At 44.7% G+C, this 20844-nt stretch carries 19 protein-coding genes and 1 tRNA gene; 14 read left to right on the forward strand and 6 right to left on the reverse strand.

Annotated elements, in window-relative coordinates:
* Positions 1 to 185: 185 nt before the first annotated feature.
* The 7 genes from VHA02S_RS14705 (at position 186) to cobA (ending at position 7917) form a co-directional block, all read left to right on the forward strand.
* Positions 186 to 259 (forward strand) — tRNA-Cys (locus VHA02S_RS14705).
* 352 nt (positions 260 to 611) lie between these two features.
* Positions 612 to 1097, forward strand: a complete 486-nt coding sequence (locus tag VHA02S_RS14710) for a hypothetical protein (protein ID WP_050567828.1) — start codon at positions 612 to 614, stop codon at positions 1095 to 1097.
* A 126-nt stretch (positions 1098 to 1223) separates the two neighbouring features.
* A complete protein-coding gene (locus VHA02S_RS14715; protein WP_080640381.1) occupies positions 1224 to 2576 on the forward strand; it encodes a sensor domain-containing diguanylate cyclase in 1353 nt (450 codons plus the stop codon).
* Positions 2577 to 2928: 352 nt separating this feature from the next.
* Positions 2929 to 5493 carry a nitrite reductase large subunit NirB gene (gene nirB, locus VHA02S_RS14720; protein ID WP_009696659.1) on the forward strand — a complete coding sequence of 855 codons (2565 nt, stop codon included), beginning with the start codon at positions 2929 to 2931 and terminating at the stop codon, positions 5491 to 5493.
* 13 nt (positions 5494 to 5506) lie between these two features.
* Positions 5507 to 5830, forward strand: coding sequence for a nitrite reductase small subunit NirD (nirD, locus tag VHA02S_RS14725; protein ID WP_005387969.1), 324 nt, complete (start codon positions 5507 to 5509; stop codon positions 5828 to 5830).
* 183 nt (positions 5831 to 6013) lie between these two features.
* Positions 6014 to 6862, forward strand: coding sequence for a formate/nitrite transporter family protein (locus VHA02S_RS14730; RefSeq protein ID WP_005446948.1), 849 nt, complete (start codon positions 6014 to 6016; stop codon positions 6860 to 6862).
* A gap of 296 nt (positions 6863 to 7158) precedes the next feature.
* A complete protein-coding gene (gene cobA, locus VHA02S_RS14735; RefSeq protein ID WP_038898975.1) occupies positions 7159 to 7917 on the forward strand; it encodes a uroporphyrinogen-III C-methyltransferase in 759 nt (252 codons plus the stop codon).
* A gap of 21 nt (positions 7918 to 7938) precedes the next feature.
* Here cobA and VHA02S_RS14740 read toward each other — a convergent pair whose 3' ends face one another.
* Positions 7939 to 8379: a DUF4174 domain-containing protein gene (locus VHA02S_RS14740; protein WP_009696657.1), complete on the reverse strand. Its 441-nt coding sequence runs from the start codon at positions 8377 to 8379 to the stop codon at positions 7939 to 7941.
* Positions 8380 to 8506: 127 nt separating this feature from the next.
* Here VHA02S_RS14740 and VHA02S_RS14745 point away from each other — a divergent pair, with 127 nt between their 5' ends.
* The gene (locus tag VHA02S_RS14745; protein WP_005446941.1) at positions 8507 to 8995 is read left to right on the forward strand and encodes a LabA-like NYN domain-containing protein; all 489 of its coding nucleotides are present in this window, start codon (positions 8507 to 8509) and stop codon (positions 8993 to 8995) included.
* A gap of 99 nt (positions 8996 to 9094) precedes the next feature.
* Here the strand turns inward: VHA02S_RS14745 and VHA02S_RS14750 are convergent, their stop codons facing one another.
* On the reverse strand, positions 9095 to 10426 hold the full coding sequence (locus tag VHA02S_RS14750; protein WP_005446939.1) for an anaerobic C4-dicarboxylate transporter: 1332 nt from the start codon (positions 10424 to 10426) through the stop codon (positions 9095 to 9097).
* A gap of 390 nt (positions 10427 to 10816) precedes the next feature.
* Here VHA02S_RS14750 and VHA02S_RS14755 point away from each other — a divergent pair, with 390 nt between their 5' ends.
* Positions 10817 to 11557 (forward strand): siderophore ferric iron reductase, encoded by a 741-nt coding sequence (locus VHA02S_RS14755; protein WP_038898974.1) that lies wholly within the window; start codon positions 10817 to 10819, stop codon positions 11555 to 11557.
* 88 nt (positions 11558 to 11645) lie between these two features.
* Positions 11646 to 13817 carry a TonB-dependent receptor gene (locus VHA02S_RS14760; protein WP_038898973.1) on the forward strand — a complete coding sequence of 724 codons (2172 nt, stop codon included), beginning with the start codon at positions 11646 to 11648 and terminating at the stop codon, positions 13815 to 13817.
* Between the two features lie 71 nt (positions 13818 to 13888).
* On the opposite strand, the gene VHA02S_RS14765 is transcribed toward VHA02S_RS14760, so the two are convergent.
* Positions 13889 to 14077, reverse strand: a complete 189-nt coding sequence (locus VHA02S_RS14765) for a DUF2986 domain-containing protein (protein WP_005446933.1) — start codon at positions 14075 to 14077, stop codon at positions 13889 to 13891.
* 72 nt (positions 14078 to 14149) lie between these two features.
* Here VHA02S_RS14765 and VHA02S_RS14770 point away from each other — a divergent pair, with 72 nt between their 5' ends.
* Entirely contained in the window at positions 14150 to 14659 is a 510-nt protein-coding gene (locus tag VHA02S_RS14770) for a GNAT family N-acetyltransferase (protein WP_017819651.1), read from the forward strand.
* A gap of 254 nt (positions 14660 to 14913) precedes the next feature.
* Positions 14914 to 15312 carry a nitrous oxide-stimulated promoter family protein gene (locus VHA02S_RS14775; RefSeq protein ID WP_005446930.1) on the forward strand — a complete coding sequence of 133 codons (399 nt, stop codon included), beginning with the start codon at positions 14914 to 14916 and terminating at the stop codon, positions 15310 to 15312.
* Positions 15313 to 15319: 7 nt separating this feature from the next.
* On the opposite strand, the gene VHA02S_RS14780 is transcribed toward VHA02S_RS14775, so the two are convergent.
* Positions 15320 to 16705, reverse strand: coding sequence for an MATE family efflux transporter (locus VHA02S_RS14780; protein ID WP_038898972.1), 1386 nt, complete (start codon positions 16703 to 16705; stop codon positions 15320 to 15322).
* Between the two features lie 52 nt (positions 16706 to 16757).
* On the opposite strand from VHA02S_RS14780, the gene VHA02S_RS14785 reads away from it, so the two are divergent.
* On the forward strand, positions 16758 to 17654 hold the full coding sequence (locus VHA02S_RS14785; protein ID WP_038898970.1) for a helix-turn-helix domain-containing protein: 897 nt from the start codon (positions 16758 to 16760) through the stop codon (positions 17652 to 17654).
* Positions 17655 to 17760: 106 nt separating this feature from the next.
* Here VHA02S_RS14785 and VHA02S_RS14790 read toward each other — a convergent pair whose 3' ends face one another.
* Positions 17761 to 18921: an MFS transporter gene (locus tag VHA02S_RS14790; RefSeq protein ID WP_038898969.1), complete on the reverse strand. Its 1161-nt coding sequence runs from the start codon at positions 18919 to 18921 to the stop codon at positions 17761 to 17763.
* 176 nt (positions 18922 to 19097) lie between these two features.
* Positions 19098 to 19532, reverse strand: a complete 435-nt coding sequence (gene trxC / locus VHA02S_RS14795; RefSeq protein ID WP_038898968.1) for a thioredoxin TrxC — start codon at positions 19530 to 19532, stop codon at positions 19098 to 19100.
* 165 nt (positions 19533 to 19697) lie between these two features.
* On the opposite strand from trxC, the gene VHA02S_RS14800 reads away from it, so the two are divergent.
* Positions 19698 to 20795 (forward strand): ketoacyl-ACP synthase III, encoded by a 1098-nt coding sequence (locus VHA02S_RS14800; RefSeq protein ID WP_017189083.1) that lies wholly within the window; start codon positions 19698 to 19700, stop codon positions 20793 to 20795.
* Positions 20796 to 20844 lie beyond the last annotated feature (49 nt).

Genomic DNA, 20844 nt, shown 5'->3' on the forward strand with positions numbered 1-20844 from the left:
TTCCGGGAGGCGCCTCCATTCAATAAAGTACCATTACATATCTATTGAATGTTTACTGTATAATTGCTGCTTATTAAAACGAAGGCGTTGAAGATAAACGACTCTATCTCGGTTTAGTAACGTGGTGATAATCGAAAGAGCAAACGCTCTTACGAACCTTTCAAAGTTTCAATACGAAACACTATGGCGCCTTGGCAGAGTGGCTATGCAGCGGATTGCAAATCCGTGGACCTCGGTTCGACTCCGGGAGGCGCCTCCATTCTCTTTCTTGTTTCAATTCAGACCTCTGACCAATCGGTCATGAGAATTCGCCTTTTCGTTGTGATTCTTCGATAAAAGTATCAATAACCTTTACATCTAACTCTTAATTCTATTTCACCCTGATTTTCGACTGGGCATAACTGCTCAATGATCCCAATTTGATCATTCAACTGTATTAACAGAACGTTGTTGTCTATAAACTATGTGCATTACTTAGGGCTAATTGATAGCATCATATATTAACACTTGTTAATATATGAAAGTGTTAGTCTTTTTGCTCAGGAAGAGCGTATTCGGTTTATGGAGAAACACACGTGTTAAGACAATTGAGCAGGCAAATCGTAGTCTTGATGATGAGCACTGCATCTTATACTGCTTTTGCAGCGTCAATGGCAAGTTACCCAGAAGGGTGGCAAGATTGGCCCGTTGTTAAAGAGTCACAAAACCTACCTGCAGATACTGTCCTGCCGCCAGATACTTCACTATTTATTCAAGAATCCGTAAGAGCCTACAGCTGGATCAACAATGGTCAGGGGTCACCACTTACTATCCGAGTGAATCCGGCCAAAATAGAGCAATACAAAACTCACGGTCCGTATACAGATGGACCGACGGCGGTGGCGATTTCAGAAGTAGAAGGTATCGTGTGGGTGACAGAACATATTGGAGGTATGGCAATTTATGGCAGCTATGACCGTAAAGGAAAAGACATTAGCCATTCACATCCTTCATTGGCGCCTTCGTTTTGTCAAAGTTGCCATACTACTTATCAGGACATCTGTATAAACGGTACTTGCGCAGAGCCCGTTTTGGATGTGTACAAAGATAAGCAGTAGTCCAAAGTGAGTAATCGAGTTTTCGGTTGGTTGACGATAAACCAGATGCTTTTTTTATCGCATCTGGTCTTAGTGATTTCCATTATTTCTGGGTTGTCCTATACGCGCTTCCAAAGTGAATGGGATATGCGTATCGAACATGCAGTGATTATGGCGAAAACGCACCTGTCTTCACAAATGACGTTTCTCTCCGGCTCTATAGCGGGTCGTAATTACGCAAACTTGATGATGCCTTCGACCAAAGAGAACTTCAGAGCCATCGATGGTCTACTGTTTGTTGAGGTCTCCGGCACGTCAGATTACAAAGAACAAAAAGTGGCAGTTCGATATTTGGCACAATCCAATCAAGTGTGGCGAATTGATGTCAGCGATCAGGAGGTAAGGGCGCTCCAAGCGCAAAAGGGAAACCTTGAGCACATCTTGGCGGCGACGCCTGACACAGATGAAATTAAGCGTAATAAGCTCCAATACCTTATCAACAAAGCAAAGGTTGATTTAGAGGCACTACAAATCAGCAAGGGGCTCAATCAAGATACCAATCTGCCATGGACAAAAGATTATCTTCGACAAACCGACTTCTACTACGATGCCAATCTATCGGTGCTTCATGTTTGTCTGCCTTTAAGAAACGTAAACGGTGGCTACATTTGGGCGGTATTAGATGCAAGTAAACTCGACACTATCAAAACGACGCTAATTAAAGAGCTGCTTAATGAGGCGTTAATCGCTTCGTTAATCTCTATGGTGATGATATACATGGTCACCATGTGGATTGTTAGCCCACTCAAGCGTCTTTCAATGTCGATGAAAAAAGACATTGAAAAGATCGACCAATCGTATATTCCTGAAATTCAGCGATCGGATGAAATTGGTGACTTAGCTCGTTCATATTCCAGCTTGATTACGAAAATCAAAAACCAGTTGCGCGTTCTTCGTCAACAAACTGATACTGATGCCTTGACGGGATTAGGGTCGCGTTACTTGTACAAACGTACTGCACCACTGTTTGTTCAGCAAACGGTAGGTAATATGAGTTATGCCTGCTTCGTTTTGTGCGATATCGATAACTTTAAAAAGTTTAATGACACATACGGACATATCGAAGGGGATAACACGTTATGTGATGTTGCTGAACTCTTTCGCTCGTTTTTAGGTAAGGACCAACCGTCGTTTCGATTAGGCGGCGAGGAGTTTGCCTTGCTTGTTTACGGGAATACCTTAGATGTGCTTCAAGCAAAAGTAGAACATTTAAGACAAGCCGTTGAGGCTTTAGCTATTCCACATGCCAAAAACCTTCCATCACAGGTTGTGACCATTTCAGTAGGGGCGGTGCCTTTGACAAAAATAACGCCTTATCCGAGTGGGGATGCATGCGAGAAAGCACTCGAACAAGCCTTTGAGGTTGCGGATAAGAACTTATACCTAGCCAAAGATAAAGGACGTAACGTTGTGATTATGGACAAACCAATTGAAATATAATCAGCAGAGCCTAATGGTGTAAAAGAGTAGGGCTTACTCTGATCTAGTTCTATCGCATCATAAAATGTTGAATTTTTTCAAACAAATTCAATACTGCTAAACCGTTTTCAACACGTACCAGCCAAATAGATTCATTTCATTTATGAAGAAATGTTAAGAGTTTATCTTCTCGGTGATGAATTACTACACAAAGATGTAGCAAATTTACCGTTAGACCCTTTTAAATCGAGGGTTTTAACCTATCTACCCCTTTAGGGTAGTTTGATTCCGTAATTGATTTACATCATGTATTAATTTTCTTTCACATTTAACAATGCGCTCAGTTATAAGAACCTAACCCTTAGGAAGTACAATGAGCAAGTTGAAGCTAGTAGTCATCGGTAACGGTATGGTAGGCCACCGTTATATCGAAGACTTAGTCGAGAAAGCTGATATGTCTAATATGGACATTACGGTTTTCTGTGAAGAACCTCGTGTCGCATACGACCGTGTGCACCTTTCCTCTTACTTTTCTCACCATACTGCAGATGAACTTTCTTTAGTGAAAGAAGGCTTCTACGAGAAACACGGTATTAACATGCTGATCGGCGAACGCGCGATTAACATTAACCGTGAAAACCGCATTGTTTACTCAAGCACTGGTCGCGAAGTTCAATACGACAAGCTGATTCTTGCTACTGGCTCATTCCCATTTGTTCCACCTATCAAAGGTCACGAAAGCAAAGACTGTTTTGTTTACCGTACTATCGAAGATCTTAAAGCGATCGAAGCGTGTGCGAAGAAGAGCAAATCAGGCGTTGTTGTCGGTGGTGGTCTGCTAGGTCTTGAAGCAGCAGGCGCATTGAAAGCTCTGGGAGTAGAAACGCACGTTGTTGAGTTCGCACCAAAGCTAATGGCTGAGCAACTTGACCTTGCTGGTGGTAACCAACTTCGTCAAAAGATCGAGCGTATGGGCGTGAACGTTCACACCAGCAAAAATACGCTTGAGATTGCGGCAGAAGGCACAAACGCACGCAATGTTATGCGTTTTGCTGACGGTTCAGAGCTAGAAACAGACTTCATCGTATTCTCTGCAGGTATTCGTCCACAAGACAAACTAGCACGCCAAATGGAGCTAGAAGTGGCACCTCGTGGCGGTGTTGCTATCAACGACCATTGTCAGACTTCTGATGAGAACATCTACGCCATCGGTGAGTGTGCGTCTTGGAATGAAATGTTCTACGGTCTTGTTGCTCCTGGCTACAAGATGGCGACAGTTGCCGTTGATCATCTACTAGGTAACACAGAAAGCAAATTCGAAGGCGCTGACATGTCTGCGAAGCTGAAACTTCTTGGTGTAAAAGTAGGTTCAATCGGTGACGCGAACGGTCGTACCGAAGGCTGTAAGAGTTACGTTTACCAAAACGAAGAGCAAGAAGTTTACAAACGTCTTATCGTTTCTGAAGACAACAAGAAACTGCTTGGCGCGGTTATGGTCGGTGACACCTCTGATTACGGCGACCTACTTCAACTTATGTTGAACGAAATCGACCTACCAGAACACCCGGATGCGTTGATCCTTCCTGCACACGCAGGCGCTGAGAAACCAGCACTAGGTGCAGACGCTCTACCAGAAAGCGCAGTAATCTGTTCTTGTTTCGACGTGACCAAAGGCAAGATCGCACAAGCGGTTGCTGATGGTCACCACACATTGGGCGACATCAAAGCCGTGACTGGCGCAGGTACAGGCTGTGGCGGTTGTATTCCTCTAGTCACTTCTGTTCTAAATGCTGAGCTTGCTAAATCTGGTATCGAAGTGAAGAACGACGTGTGTGAGCACTTTGCATACTCACGCCAAGAATTATTCCACCTAATCCGCATTGAAGAGATCAAAACGTTTGATGAGCTTCTAGAAAAATACGGTAAAGGTTACGGCTGTGAAGTTTGTAAACCATTGGCTGGTTCTATCTTGGCTTCTTGTTGGGGTGAGCACATTCTTAAGCCACAACTGGTTAAGCTGCACGACACGAACGACAACTTCCTAGGTAACATCCAAAAAGACGGTACTTACTCTGTGATCCCACGTATGGCGGGTGGTGAAGTAACGCCTCAAGCACTGGGTGCGCTAGCGAACGTTGCTGCAGAATACAACCTATACACCAAAGTAACCGGTGCTCAACGTATTGGTCTGTTTGGTGCACAAAAAGACGATCTTCCAGAGATCTGGCGCAAGCTTATCGACGCTGGTTTCGAAACAGGTCAAGCGTACGCAAAAGCACTTCGTATGGCGAAGACCTGTGTTGGCTCAACGTGGTGTCGTTACGGTGTTCAAGACTCTGTTGGTCTAGGTTCCTACATCGAGAACCGTTACAAAGGCATTCGTACTCCTCATAAGATGAAGTTCGGTGTTTCTGGCTGTACTCGTGAGTGTGCGGAAGCACAAGGTAAAGACCTTGGTATCATCGCGACTGACGCAGGCTGGAACATGTACGTATGTGGTAACGGCGGCATGAAACCTCGTCACGCAGACCTACTAGCAAGCGACCTAGATAAAGAAACGCTGATCAAGTACATCGACCGCTTCATGATGTTCTACATCCGTACTGCTGCGCCACTACAACGCACATCAGTTTGGATGGAAAACATGGAAGGTGGCGTTGACTACCTACGCGAAGTGATTGTTGACGACAAACTTGGCATCAACGCGCAATTAGAAGCAGACGTAGCGAAACTTGTAGACGAATACGAGTGTGAGTGGACTGCGACTATCAACGACGAATCACAACTGACACGCTTCGCGCACTTCATCAACTCTGACAAGCGCGATGAAAACGTCGTGTTTGTACAAGAGCGTGAACAGCACCGCCCAGCAACCTTCACGGAAAAACACCCTGAAGCGAAAGGCGACATCCTACACGTAGCGATCACTGAAGCATAAGGGAAGGTTGATTATGTCATTTGAAAAGATTTGCCAAATCAGCGACATCGTACCGGGCACGGGTGTTTGTGCACTGGTTGATGGTCAGCAAGTTGCGGTATTCCGCCCAACACAAGCAGAAGAAGTGCTGGCAATCAGCAACACAGACCCGTTCTTCCAATCAAACGTGCTTTCTCGCGGTTTGATCTGTGAGCACCAAGGCGAGCTTTGGGTGGCAAGCCCACTTAAAAAGCAGCGCTTTAACCTGACTACAGGTGCGTGCATGGAAGACGAGCGTTTTAGCGTGAAAGCGTACAAAACGCGCGTAACCAACGGCGAAGTAGAGATTTCTGCATAAGCTTGGTTTCCATTCCCTCCTCTAAGGGGGAGGGAATGAAACGAGATCTAGATTTAATAGGTAAAGGCTTTCCAGAGTCATCTGCGGGGAACAGGGAAGCGAGATGTTACTGAGTTAACGGGAAGCCTTTCTCTATTCAATCTTTAATTTTTTAACTTTCACTTTTTGAATAAGGACACATTCATGTCTACTGATTTTAAGCCTGCAGAATTCGTTCAAACCATGATCAACGTGGGTGAAGCGAAAACCAACACCAGTACTCGCGATTTGTTACTCCGCGGTACAATGGCGGGTATCATCCTGTCGCTGGCGGTGGTTGTGGCTATTACGACTATCGTACAAACGGGCGTGGGCGTTGTGGGTGCGCTTGTCTTTCCAGTTGGTTTCGTGATTCTAAGTGTGATGGGTTACGACCTAGTAACAGGTGTTTTTGGTCTGGCTCCTCTAGCTAAATTTGCAAACCGTCCTGGTATCACTTGGGGTCGTATCTTCCGTTGTTGGGGTTTGGTTGGTTTGGGTAACCTAATCGGTTCTCTAATCGTTGCTTACCTAGTGGCTATCTCTCTAACAGGTAACTTCTCTCTAGAATTGAACGCAGTAGCGAAGAAATTCGTTGCTGTTTCTACAGCACGTAGTCTTGGTTTCGAAAATATGGGCATGGACGGATGGATCACGTGTTTCGTACGCGGCATCTTCTGTAACCTAATGGTGTGTCTTGGCGTTATCGGCAACATGACTGCACGTTCAGTGTCTGGTCGTGTAGCAATGATGTGGTTCCCAATCTTCATCTTCTTCGCACTAGTATTTGAGCACACAGTGGTAAACATGTTCCTATTCCCACTAGGTATGATTCTAGGTGCTGATTTCGGTATTGCGACTTGGTTGAATTTCAACCTTATCCCAACCATCCTAGGTAACATCGTTGGTGGTCTAGTGATGACTTGTATTCCACTGTACCTAACTCACGCTAAAACTGCGCCTTCTATCAATGCTGAAGAAGAAGTAAAAGCACAGCCTGCAATGGCTAAGTAATTGAGGTTTATTGCCAATATTAGGTAATGAACAAGTCGGGACTCTCTTTGGACTTGAACTGAGAGATTCCCGACTACGCTCCTTCGTCGCTTTCGGGAATGACTCAAATAGGAGCAATTCAACAAGTACTGCTCATCTAATGCGATAACAAGCAAAGCGAAAAGCCTGTCATTCCTTAGATGAAGGACTCCAGAGCAGGGAACCTCGTTCCCATATACTAATAAGCTATTTGGCTATAAAAAGCGTTTCTTTGTCAGAGTCTCTCTTTATATCTAAATTTTTCAATAGGCGTTGATATGACAACTGTTAACTCATCTTTAAACAGCGGCTTTGTTTCTCTTGTTGGTGCAGGTCCGGGTGATCCAGATTTACTGACAGTAAAGGGCTTAAAAGCCATTCAAGCAGCCGAAGTTGTGGTGTATGACCGATTGGTGTCGACAGACATTCTAGAATTGGCTCACGCATCAGCAGAGATGATCTACGTAGGTAAAAAGTTGGACTTTCACTGCGTGCCTCAAGATCAAATCAACCAAATCTTGGTGCAAAAAGCGCAAGAAGGTAAACGCGTTGTACGTCTAAAAGGCGGCGATTCATTTATCTTTGGTCGTGGCGGTGAAGAGCTAGAAGAGCTAGCAGAATTCGGCATCAAATACGAAGTGGTTCCGGGTATCACAGCTGCTGCGGGTGCAACGGCTTACGCAGGTATTCCATTAACGCATCGTGACCACGCGCAAAGCGTTCAGTTCATTACTGGCCACGTACAAAAAGATGGTCGTGAAATTGAATGGCACTCGCTAGCGCAGTCAAACAACACGCTTGTGTTCTATATGGGGTTGAAGCAAAGCGGTCATATCATGGATAAGCTTATCACACATGGATTAGACCCAGAGATGCCATGCGCGATCATTGAAAACGGCACACGTACAGAGCAGCGCGTATTCCAAGGTAATCTGAACGAGCTATCTAATATGGCAGAACAAGCAGTGAGCCCTGCGTTGATTGTGGTTGGCAGCGTGACGCAATTGCACAGCAAATTGGATTGGTTTGGAAAATAACTGAAGACTTAGTCTTAAGCATTAGATCGCGCAAGGACTGCGTTTCTGTTGCATCTCTCTTTTTCGCATTGGCATTTCATCGATCAAATCGTTGATGAACTGCCAATCAGTCTTCGCACCCCAGCGGTGTTTCTCTTCTCCGTCTTTACCCAAAAGAATCGCAGTGTGTTGACCTGCTTTGACTTCGTAGAGAGCAGCCAGCATTTTCAAATCGAACTCTTCTTTTAACCATGAAGGTTCAGTAAAACCGTCCTCTGCAATCACTAAAGTGATCACATCGCGGTCTTCCAATTCACATTCATTCATCAAAGCTTCGAGCAAAAACTGTTTTACGTGGTCGTCATTCGCAGGGGCAAAGTATAGGACACTGCGATGTGGCCAGTACTGTGAGTGTGCTGGATAACCAAACGCATTGCCTGATATGAGGCATGCAAGCAAAAGGGCTAACGTCGACTTGTTCATGGCTCCCTCCTTGAAACGTGAGACTTCGTTTATCACGTTATACGGTAAGTTTAGTGGAATTAGCTCATTGTGCTTTGGTCCAAAGTGGCATAGGGTATGCGGCAAACAAATAAAGCGTATTAAATAGATGAACTCTGAAAGCAAACAAAAGATCGCAATCTTAGTCGACGTACAGAACGTGTATTACACCTGTCGTGAAGCGTACCGCAGCAATTTTGATTACAACCAGTTTTGGTATGTCGCGACACAAGGAAAAGAAGTGGTGAGTGCGCGTGCCTATGCCATTGCGAGCAATGACCCAAAACAGCGTCAGTTCCACCATATTTTGCGTGGTGTTGGGTTTGAGGTGATGCTTAAACCTTATATTCAACGTCGTGACGGGAGCTCGAAAGGCGACTGGGATGTAGGTATCACGCTAGATGCGATTGAGATTGCGCCGGAAGTGGATGAAGTGGTTCTGGTATCTGGCGATGGCGATTTTAGTTTGTTGGTGGAACGCATTCAGCAACGCTTTAACAAGAAAGTCACAGTGTATGGCGTACCAAAGTTAACTTCCCAAACCTTGATTGATTGCGCGGACCATTTTGTTGCTGTCGATGACGACTTTCTTCTTTAACTTCTTCTCGCTGTATAGCTTTGAGAATAAAGAAAGGGCGAGTCACTTCAGGCTGTACGTTAACGTACAATGACTCGCCCCGAACTATAAGTTGGTTAGTTACGAAGGAATGATCATTTGTCCTAGCACGTAACCCAAGCAACAAGCACCAATCACACCAATTAAACCCACAGACATGAATGAGTGGTTGAAGTACCACTTGCCAATCTTAGTCGTACCTGAAGTATCGAAGTTTACTGTCGCGATATCAGAAGGGTAGTTAGGGATAAAGAAGTAGCCGTAAACCGCTGGCATTAAGCCGATAAGCAGTGCAGGGTCCAAGCCTAGTCCGAGACCAACAGGTAACATCATACGCGCTGTTGCTGCTTGAGAGTTCACTACTACTGATACGATGAATAGCGCGAGTGCGAACGTCCAAGGATAGTTGGTTACCATTTCAACAATGCCGGACTTGAATTGAGGCATCGCGTATTGGAAGTAGGTATCTGACATCCATGCAATACCGAAGATAGCAATTGCTGCCACCATGCCGGATTTAAAAACTACGCCGTTTGGCACGTCACGTGGGTCGGTTTTGGTCGCAAGCAAAATAATACCGCCGAAGCAGAGCATCATCATCTGAATAACCACCGCCATGCTGATTGGCTTCGCGCCATCGACGATGGTTCGCACTTCCGGCCACATCGCAATAACGACGATCACAAGAATCGACAGAATGAACAGCAAAACAGAGTTGCGTGCGCTCGCTGGAAGCACTTCGTCCAAAGAAGTTGCCGTTGTGTTTAAGATTTTCTCACGCCAAACCGGATCTTTTAGACGCTCTTGGTACTCTTCATCATCTTCAAGCTCTTTACCGCGTTTTAAGCTGTATAGCGACATCAACAGCGTACCAAACAAAGTTGCTGGTACTGTTACGAGAAGAATCGATAGCAAGGTGATTTCGTGTTGAATGTCAGACAGCTGTGCTAGGTAGTAAACCACAGCGGCTGAAATTGGTGATGCCGTGATTGCGATTTGAGAAGCAACGGATGCCGCAGCCATCGGACGCTCAGGGCGAATACCGTTTTTCAACGCAACGTCGCCAATGATTGGCATGATGGAGTATACCGCGTGACCAGTACCAAGTAGAAAGGTCATAAAGTAAGTGACGAACGGTGCAATGAGGGTAACGCGCTTAGGGTTCTTACGCAGTACGCGCTCGGCTACCTGCAACATGTATTTCAAACCGCCAGCGGCTTCAAGAATGGAAGCACAAGTAACTACCGCAAGGATGATCAGCATTACAGTGACGGGTGGGGAGGTTGGTGGCATCTTGAAGATGAAAACCTCAATGACCAAACCAATACCTGAAACAACACCAAGACCAATGCCGCCATACCGTGAACCGATATACAGCATCACGAGCAAAAATAGAAACTCAAGATACAACATGTTTAATTTCCTTATTAGAAACAGGGACTTTTATTGTTTCTATATTCAAGAAAAAAATACTTAGCCTTGTTCACATTCCATTTCATAGGAAATAGTAATGTCTAATAATTGGGAATAACTCACGCTACGGAGCCAAAGTGTTACGCTGCCTTTGAGCTGGTGTTGTTGGAATGTTTTTATCCACTAGTTCTGACGTTAAACCGAACCATTTTGGTGCATCTTCGCGGTATAATGGTTTGTTTTGCTGCCGTTTATTTGCGGCTTTTTATTGATTTTAATGCTCTGTAGCACGTCAAAGTGATACGGCGTAAACATTACTGATAATTATTTGCATTGAGTGCTTGGCTTGCGTATAACTGCGTTCAAACAAAAACGTACGTAAACACAACAATGTCTGAGCAGTTTTTTCCGCAACTCTTCCATTACTCAAAGGAAGTCACGCCATTCTTACACGGCAGTATTGGTGAGATTGGTGCTAGTGCAATCCATATCGATAACAACATCAATCCAATTGTACAATCACTCTACCAATCGCTTTCTCAAGCGCATCCTGAAGCGGGTAAAGCCTATTGGCTAACTCGAACATGGGACCTGCTTTGTTGGCAGCCTATGTATGTAGCATTCATTTCGATCTATGGATTTCACACTTTGCCAAATCTACGGGGGATGGGGCAATACGTGCAGCAAGGGTTTGTCACGGGTTACCGCTTTGCTGATGAACAGCATATTCATGGTGAAATTGAAGAACTGATTGTCGAAGCTGGTAAGCAAATACGTGCACTTTATGACTTCTATCAGATTCAAATGAGTGATTGGACTCGCATACGCCCGGGCTTTACTCATCAATTGATGTCTGATGGTGTGATGGCATGCTTGATCCGACTCCAGCAACATTTTCCTCAATTTAGTGACGAGCTCATTCACCAGCATGCAAAGTTGTGGTTGGAAGCGCTTGGGTTAAGTTCTGAAAATACATCATCCCTGTACGCTTTTTCAGACGAGCGTCCTTTGAAATTAGTCCGAAAAAGCTGCTGTTTAGTCTACAAATGTGAAGGGCGAAAACTGTGCGAAGATTGCCCTCGAACAGAGGAAAATAAGCAACTCGTCAAATCTCGAAGTGTCGCAAGGTAACAAACGTATAACATATGTAACAGTGCTCGATCTATGATTGAGAATGAGTATTATTGTCGACTCTGTAATTTATAAAAAGATAAAGACAATGATAAAAAGGAAGTTTTCTTTAAATCTCATCATGCTTGCGATGAGCAGTGGCTATGCAATTCAAGCGCTTGCAGAAAAATCTAACATAAGCGAACAAAGTAATGCAGATGAACAAGTAGTGGTGGTTGGCAGTGTTATGCCTAAGTCCATTTCAGACATTCCGGGTACGGTTTGGTTCGTTGATCAAGAGCAGATCGCTCAACAATACCGAGCAGGAAAAAACCTTGGTGACATCTTATCGGCAACGATTCCGTCATTAGACGTTGGTACGGGTGGTCGAACTAACTACGCGCAGAACCTCCGTGGGCGTGCAATGTTGGTTATGATCGATGGGGTGTCATTACAATCCTCACGCCCAATCAGTCGTCAACTCGACGCGATTGACCCATTCAATATTGAACGTATTGAGGTGTTATCCGGTGCGACATCGATATACGGTGCCGGCGCAACGGGTGGTGTGATAAATATTGTCACAAAGAAAGCGACGTCAGATGAACTTGCATTTGAATCTTACGTGAGCGGTACGACCGGTTTTAATGGTGGTGACGATTTTGATTATAAGGTTGCCCAATCTGTCTCTGGCGGAAACGATAAAGTAAGTGCGCGTGGTTCGGTGGTGTACGGCGAAACTCAGGGTTTCTATGATGGTAATGGTGACATTGTCACGCCGGACATCTCACAAGGTTCACTGCAGTACAATTCAACGCTTGATGTGATGGGCTCTGCGGAGATTCAAACGTCAGATGAAAGCCAGCTTAGCCTAGTTGCGCAATACTATGATAGTCAACAAGACTCGCCTTATGGTCTGTACATTGTGGGGCGCGATTTCGTCGATGTACGTAAAGGATTTGAATCTGATCGCCAACACGGCACAGAACGTGTTCTTCTTAGTGCAAGTTACAGCCATGAGTCTGTATTAGGTCATCAATTGATTGGTGAGTTGTCCTATCGAAGTGAAGACCAAACTTTCACACCATATTTCCAAAGTGCTTCTCAGCAAGAAACAGAGGTTTTTGCAGGGCGTCTGGCGTTAGCGAAGAATTGGAACGATTTTAATCTTATCTATGGTATTGATGCTTATCTTGATCGTTTCGACAGTAACCAAGCACTCTTCGATTCGACGATTGCTAATAATTCTGGAAACTTGATAAACAAGACGTATGCACAAGTTGGTCGTTACCCTGGCGTAGACGTGTCTTCTTACGCATTGTTTATTCAAGGGGACTACCAAATTACTTCGGATTGGTCTGTAGAAGCAGGTTATCGCCATCAATACATGGATAACAAAGTTGATGACTTTGTCGCTTATAGTGTGCAGAAGAAGATTGCTGCAGGAGCGGGAACGTCGGCTGATTCAGTGCCAGGTGGCAGTACAGATTACTCAGTTAACCTATTCAACCTTGGCACTATCTATCGGTTGAATGATGAGTCGCAAGTTTGGGCTAACTTCTCCCAAGGTTTCCAACTGGCGGACCCAGCGAAATACTATGGTCAGGGCAGTTACGATGCAGTAGATGCAAATGGTCATTACGCACTAAAGGACAGCATCAATGTATCTGATTCTAAATTGTCAGGCATTAAAACGGACAGTTACGAAATTGGTTACCGTTTAGATAAGGAAGCGTTGTCTCTTCAAGCAGCGGGTTATTACTCGTTGTCAGATAACTCAATCAAATACGACCGTAAAACTTTGCTGATTACCAGTGTGGATGACGAGCAACGTGTGTATGGTGCGGAAGCAAACATTAACTACTGGGTAACCAGCGATATTCTTGTTGGTGCTTCTGGTCATTATGTCGTATCTGAACTGAAGACCAATGGTAAATGGGAAGATTTGAGTGCTGGTAAGGCAAGTACATCTAAAGCGAACGCTTGGGCAGCATGGTACCAAAACGATTACTCTGTGCGTCTACAAAGCCAAACTATGTTCGATTACGAAGATGATGCGAACAACAAGTTAGATGGATACACAACATTTGATTTGCTAGGCAGCGTGATACTGCCTGTTGGTCAATTAGGATTCGGAATCCAAAACCTGTTTAACGAGGATTACACCACGGTGTGGGGACAACGTGCGCAAATCCTATACGCAACTCACTATGAGTCTGCTGCTTATGACTATAAGGGAAGAGGTCGTACGTTCACGCTTAACTACAGCCTTGAGTACTAAAAGTCCGTATCTGAGATACAAATAAGCACGTTAAATTTGGATAAAAAAAGCCGCGTTATGCGGCTTTTCTTTTATGCTTCGTCTGTTGCTTGAGTTTCTTCAGTGGCTTGTGAAGTTTGCTCATTAGCTTGCTGTTCCGCTTCCATCTTCGCGCGTTCTGCTTTTGAGATGTAGCGAGGCTTATTGCTCTTATGAAGCTTTGCATTTTGTTTTTTCTGCTTCGCTTTTAAAATCGAATTAATTTTCTTCTTGCGGTTCATGGTGTTGGTCCTTTAATTTAGCGGGGCAGGATAGTGATTTTTCCGCCAAGTTACAACCCTAATGGATTCCCTATGAAAACACTTACTACCAAGCGCCTCACACTGCGTCTTGTCAGTGTAGAAGATGCGCCGTTTATTTTAGAACTCTACAACCAGCCAGACTTTTATCGTTTCGTCGGTGACAAACAAATTCGAACCCTAGAAGAAGCCAAGCGTTACATCCAAGATAACATGTTAAGAATGCAGGAACTTAAGGGTGTCAGTTTGCTGGTGGTTGAAACCAACCATGATAAACAGCCAGTTGGCATTTGTGGTTTGGTTAAACGCGATACATTAACAGCGTTTGATATTGGTTACGGTTATCTGCCTAGCGCTTATGGCAAAGGTTACGCGAAAGAAGCCGCAAGTGTCGTCGTGGATTTTGCTCGTGAGGAAATGAATATAGAAAACTTGGTCGCTATCACCAATAATGACAATATTCGCAGTATAAGTTTGCTAGAAAAATTGGGTTTTCAGTTTGAACGCGTTGAGCAGACTTACGATAATGGTCGAACTTTACAGCTCTATACGAAGGAGTTGTAACCAGATAAGTAACTAAGGTCCTTTTAGTTAAAGCCTTATTGTTAAGGTCTCTGGGTTATACCAAGTAACCCGAGATACTAGGTTCAGCGTGAATGACTTGGTTTTTTAGTCAAACAAATGGCTACGTCAAACAACTTGGAGAGAGCTTGCTATTACACGGCGTAGTTTTCCTTGCTCTCGAATCAATGACAGGGCTCTGAATCCTGCATCTTGAAGTCACTTGGGTATGAAGCTGTTTTAGTTAGAGGAAAAAAATGAGCGACATTTTGTTAGGTAAACTCGCCACTGAATTTAAAACCGTTAAGGCGATGGTCGAGGTTTACTGTAAAGACCACCATGGCACAAAAGGTGAGCTATGCGCGGAATGTCGCGAATTGTTAGAATATGCGGAAGTTCGGCTTGATCGTTGTCCTTACGGAGAAGATAAGCCGACTTGCAATAAATGCCCAATACATTGCTACAAACCCGAGCCTAAAGAGCAAATGCGTTTAGTGATGCGTTATTCAGGACCGAGAATGTTACTCAAGCATCCGATCTTAGCGATTCGGCACTTGGTGCATGAGAAGCGTGAGGTTCCAAATAAACCAGCTGCCAATGTGTCGAATCGCCACAAACGAATGAGTGCTGAACGCGAAGCCAAGAAGCCTAGTTAAAAACGTACTAAGAAGTCGTAACAACGGTGAGATTCTTGATCCAATACTTTTGCGTGTATCGACGATAACACAGTGCCAATTTCACTACTTCTTCTGCGATCATTAGTGCGTAAACGTATTTAAACTCCCAGTCTAAGACGAACGCGGCGACGGCGCACAAAGGCAATCCAGTCATCCACATCGCGATAAAGTCCATGCGTAAACAAAAGACGTTATCGCCACCCGCTCGAATAATGCCGTTTATGATGATCATGTTGAGCATGCGGAGCCAAATCGCGCTACATAAAATCACGACTGCGGGTGCCGCGAGTGGGTAAAGTTCTGAGTTATCTAGGTTCAATGCTGCAATGATTAACTCTCGATTTAGTAGCAGTAATGCGCCAATCGAAATACCAAACACAAACACCGCTTTAATGAAGAAGCTTGCCATGTGCTGAGCTTGTTCAAACTCATCACGCCCTAACGACTGCCCAATCATCACTGAACACGCAACAGAGATTCCAAAAAAGATGGAGTAACACAGAGATTCAAATGGACCTAACATGCTAAACACCGCGAGTTCTGTCGTGCCCATGTGACCAAAAATCATTTGATACACCATCGTACCAATGGCCCAAAGTAGCGCGCCTAAGGTCATTGGTAATGCCAAACGGCGATAAGAGAGCCACAAAGAGGGGCGTTCAACCCCTTCTTTTACTTCCAATAACCAATGTTTACGCCAACGCATATAGCCAATCATGGCTAGCACTTGGAATAAGCGAGAAATCGTCGTCGCTAATGCCGCACCTGCAACACCCATTGCAGGTATACCTAGCCCGCCTTTAATGAGCCAAAAGTTCAGAGCGATATTGAGCACAATAGTCATTGCTCCCATTGATAGCGGAGTGACGGTGTCACCAGAAGAGCGCATGCTGGCTTCTAATACAATAATGATGTGAGTCAGTAGCAACACAGGGAACGCATACCAAAGGTAGGTAGAACCAAGGTCAATGACTCGAATATCGCTGGTTTGCAGGCGCATGATCACTTCGCTGCCAACTGTGATAATTAGAGTGATAGGAATAAGCACCTTTAGACCAAAACGAATCGCAATACCGGTGACGGTTTTTGCACTTACGGCATCGTCTCGTCCCCAATATTGCGCAACAAGTGTGCCATTTGCAGATGCTAAACCTGCCATGATCATAATGGCGACAAAATGCCATTTTGATGCAATTCCCACAGCTGCGGTTGCTTCTTTACCAAAATCGCTAACCATGAGAACATCGGCTAAGGCAAGTATTGCTACCAAAGTACTCTGGATAGCGACAGGAAAACCCAAACGGACAATCTGCTTAAGTAGCCGGTTATATAAAGGGTTAGCACTATTTTTGATACCAATGTTGTTTGCCATAGTCACTCCTCAAATTTTGAGAGGAATATAAAGCGTATAGGAAAGGAAATACATGTGTGAAAAACCACAAAAGCTGTGCAAATCCGTCATCGGGCAATTTACAACCAAAACGGAATGGCAAGATGACGTGTACTTGGCTCCTGCATGTAAGGAACGCTTTCTCACTTTGACAGAGATTCCTGAGTGGCATCGTGCAGACATTTTTATGGCAGGCTTGGCTGAGTTACGTGATGGTTATCATGTCGAAAGAAACAAAGTTGGTGTGCATACTTTGTTGTTTACGGTTGAAGGTGGTGGCGTTCTGATAACCCCCGATTCTGTCAAAGAGATAGAACCTTATACGCTGACCATTTTGCCTGTCGATACGTGCTTTCGGTTTGAAATGAATCCTGACAAAGATCATTGGAAAATGGTTTGGCTACTACCTCAGAATGCAGGTTCTTGGCGGCATCTGTCGGATCTTGGTCAGACGGTCATGCCTTTCCAAGGTTCAGAGCAAATTTGGGCGTTAATGACCTTGCTCTACAATGAGATAGGCGGTCGTACTGGTTTTCGTCAGTTATTGATCAGCGAAGTACAACGTTTAGTCAAAAGCGTCGAAACGCCTATCAGTAGCTCGCTTTCTCGCGTTCAAACATTATTTAATGAAGTGGAAGGGCAACTGCACCTACCTTGGACGGTCGCCGAGATGGCAAAGCGATGTTTTATAAGTGAAGAGCAGTTTAACCGACTGTCCAAGCAATTATTCAACATGAGTCCGAGGAGCAAGTTAATTGAGCTTCGCATGCACAAAGCGGCGGACTTATTACAGTATCCAGCTTGGTCGGTTGTCATGATAGCAAACCGATTGGGTTATCGTGATCCTTACAACTTCACGCACCGATTTAAAAAGTTCTACGGCAGTTCGCCAACACGTTATCGCAAGAAATTATTGGAGAATCAAAACTAATGAGCCGGTTTAATTCCCCAATGATTTAAACAGTAGAGTATTTCAGAAACAAAAAAACGAGGGCATGAACCCTCGTTTCTTTTGTCTGGTTGGGACAGGTTAAAAATTACAAACCTGCCGCCATTTGGTGCTTGGATTTAGTTGCTGCGATTAGCATGTAAATGCAAGTTGCAAGTAATGCTGCAAATAAGTAGCCCAACAAACCGTGCATTTGACCCATAAATTTATCAGCAACCACTGGACCTGCTACTGAGCCCACGCTGTAGCTAAACAACATGACTTGCGTTGCAGACACGATGAAACGCTCGTCTAAGCCTTCACAACCTAGGTTAATCGCAATTGGGTATAGAGCAAATGTCGCCATGCCCAATAGGAACAACGCCACTGCCAACACCACCGCTGACGAAGAAATGAAAGTCAGTCCGATAGAGAAAATGCCAAGGATGCAGAAGAACGCCATTAGTACAGTACGTGCCATGTACTTGTTTAAGGTTGTCACCATAGGTTGAACCAACATACCGCCCAGAATCACTAACGCCATCAAAGTACCAATGTCTTGGTGGCTGATTTTACGGTTTGCGAGCTCTACTGGCATCAGACCGTAAATTGCTCCCAGAGTAAGACCAGAAACAACACAACCAATGATTGCTGCGTGGCTTAGTTTTGAAATCTGTTTGAACGACAGTGCAGTAGACTCATGGCTGTTTGGTTGTTCACAGTCGATGAATAGTAGCACTAGCATCGCCATCAAGATCAGTGTCGTGATGGCAACAAAAGGGACGCCACCACTTACGCCAAGAATGCCAATGCCAAATTGACCAAGCGCAGAACCGCCGTACAAAGAAAGCATGTATAGACTCAAACGTTTAGCGCGTGAGGATTCATCGCCAGACATTAGCCATGATTCTACGATGACGAATACGCCCGCTACTGCGATGCCAGCAATAAAGCGTGAAAATAGCCATACCATACCATTAGGAATAATTGGCAAAACGATGATCGTCAGAGAAAAGGCTGCCAAGCTACCGACAAACGCTTTACGGTGTCCAACGCTGCGAACGATTCGCTCAAAGAACATGGCGCCAAACAATAGACCGCCATAGAACACACTCGCCAACCAACTCGCGTAATCAGCAGAGATGTTGTATTCACCAAGCATAAGAGGGATCAAGCTCATCAAATAGCCTGATGCCACTGCATAAAGAGACAGTGCTACGACAGGAACTGTGACTCGTGGTGATGCTGCAGGAATGGCTGTGTTTTCCAATGTTTTGCGCCTATAAGTTAAGTAAAAATCAGGGGTTATTCGGCGCGAATATGAGGCTAATTAATAGGCAAGTAAAACGATATATTTGAGTCGTTTCGACAAAAGTTATTTATCGAAATTCTATGAGGAAATGCTGCATAAAAACGCCAGCCCGAGAGCGAGGCTGGCGACGGGGTTTATTTGTTAAGTGCTTGATTTAGCCAATGATCGAATTGAGTTTTTGGTAATGCTCCGTTGATCATGTCAACGCGTTGTCCATTCTTAAAAACCATGATGGTAGGGATACTACGAATACCAAATTGAGCCGCCAATTGTTGTTGAGCTTCAGTATCAATCTTGACAAAACGAGCGTTTCCGGTCTGTTCTTGTGCGACATCCGAGAAAACAGGAGCAAAACCAACGCATGGATTGCACCATGGCGCCCAGAAATCAACCACAACCGGAGTGTCACTCTCTAGTAGTGCTGAGAAGTTATCGATGGTGCCTTCTACAGGCGCACCATCAAATAAAGCGTTCTTACATTTACCGCAACTTGCAGCTTCTGCAACTCGCTCATTAGGGACACGATTTAAACCGCCACAAGACGGGCAACGAGTTTTAAACGATGACATGACTTCTTCCTTTATGACAACTTGATGAAAACATGACTTACCAGTCTGCTTCATAATTTGTATACTTATTTTTTAGCCTGCCGAAATACGATATGACAGGTTTGTATTTGGACCCGAACAGGTTCTAAGAAATTTCATTAAAATACAACAATAAATAGGTCTGCGATGACAAATTACTACGCTGAAATTACTGGCTGGGGAAAATGCCTTCCACCAGCTTCGCTCTCTAACGACGACCTTAGCACTTTCCTTGAAACTTCAGATGAATGGATTCGCACCCGTACTGGTATTGAAAACCGTCGCATTAGCCACGTAAATACGTCGGACATGGCAACGGTAGCTGCGCAACATGCGATGGCTCGTGCTGGCGTGGAAGCGAGTGACATCGACCTTATCATTGTTGCGACATGCTCTCCTGATTCTCTTATTCCAAACATTGCCTCTAAGGTGCAACAAAACCTTGGTATTCGCTCTGCTGCCGCGTTCGATTTAAACGCGGCATGTACGGGTTTTGTCTACGGTCTTGAAACTGGTACGCGTTTGATCCAGTCGGGCAACTACCGTAATGCGATCATCATTGGTGCGGAACGTCTTTCTTTCTACATCGACTGGGCAATGCGTGATACGGCAGTATTGTTCGGTGATGGCGCTGGTGCAGTCGTTCTGACACGTACAGAGCAAGAAACGGGTCTTCTGCAATCACAAATTGGTTGTGATGCAAAAGGGCGAGACATTCTCTCTGTTCCTAAGTTTGGTACATGCATGGACCGCTTCGCTGAAGACAACGGTTATTGGGATTTCAACTTTGTTGGTCAAGAGATCTTTAAGCGCGCAGTTAAAGGCATGGGGCTGGCTGCGAAAACGGTTCTGAAAGCTTCAGAGTTAACTACAGATCAAATCGACGTGGTAATCCCGCACCAAGCGAACATCCGTATCATCCAAACGCTGTGTGACCTTTCTGGTATCCCACAAGAAAAAGCGTTCGTGAATATTCAAAACTACGGCAACACATCAGCAGCAACAGTGCCAATCGCATTGTGTGAAGCTCTTGAGCAAGGTCGCGTGAAGCCAGGTGATAACATGTTATTGGCTGCATTTGGCGCTGGTTTGACATGGGGTGCGGCGGTATTGAAATGGGGTGACCGCGTAACGCCAATTGGCGAAAGTGAAGCGGCATTACCAGAAAGCGATAAGACCGCATTAGAACTTCTAGAGCGTGCAATCAAGCTATGTAATGAACGACCACGCAGCGAAGACGCTTAAATGAGATATCAAACTCAATAAATGAAAGGGAGCATAATGCTCCCTTTTT

This window comes from Vibrio harveyi NBRC 15634 = ATCC 14126 = KCTC 12724, assembly GCF_001591145.1.
Classification (GTDB): Bacteria; Pseudomonadota; Gammaproteobacteria; order Enterobacterales; family Vibrionaceae; genus Vibrio; species Vibrio harveyi.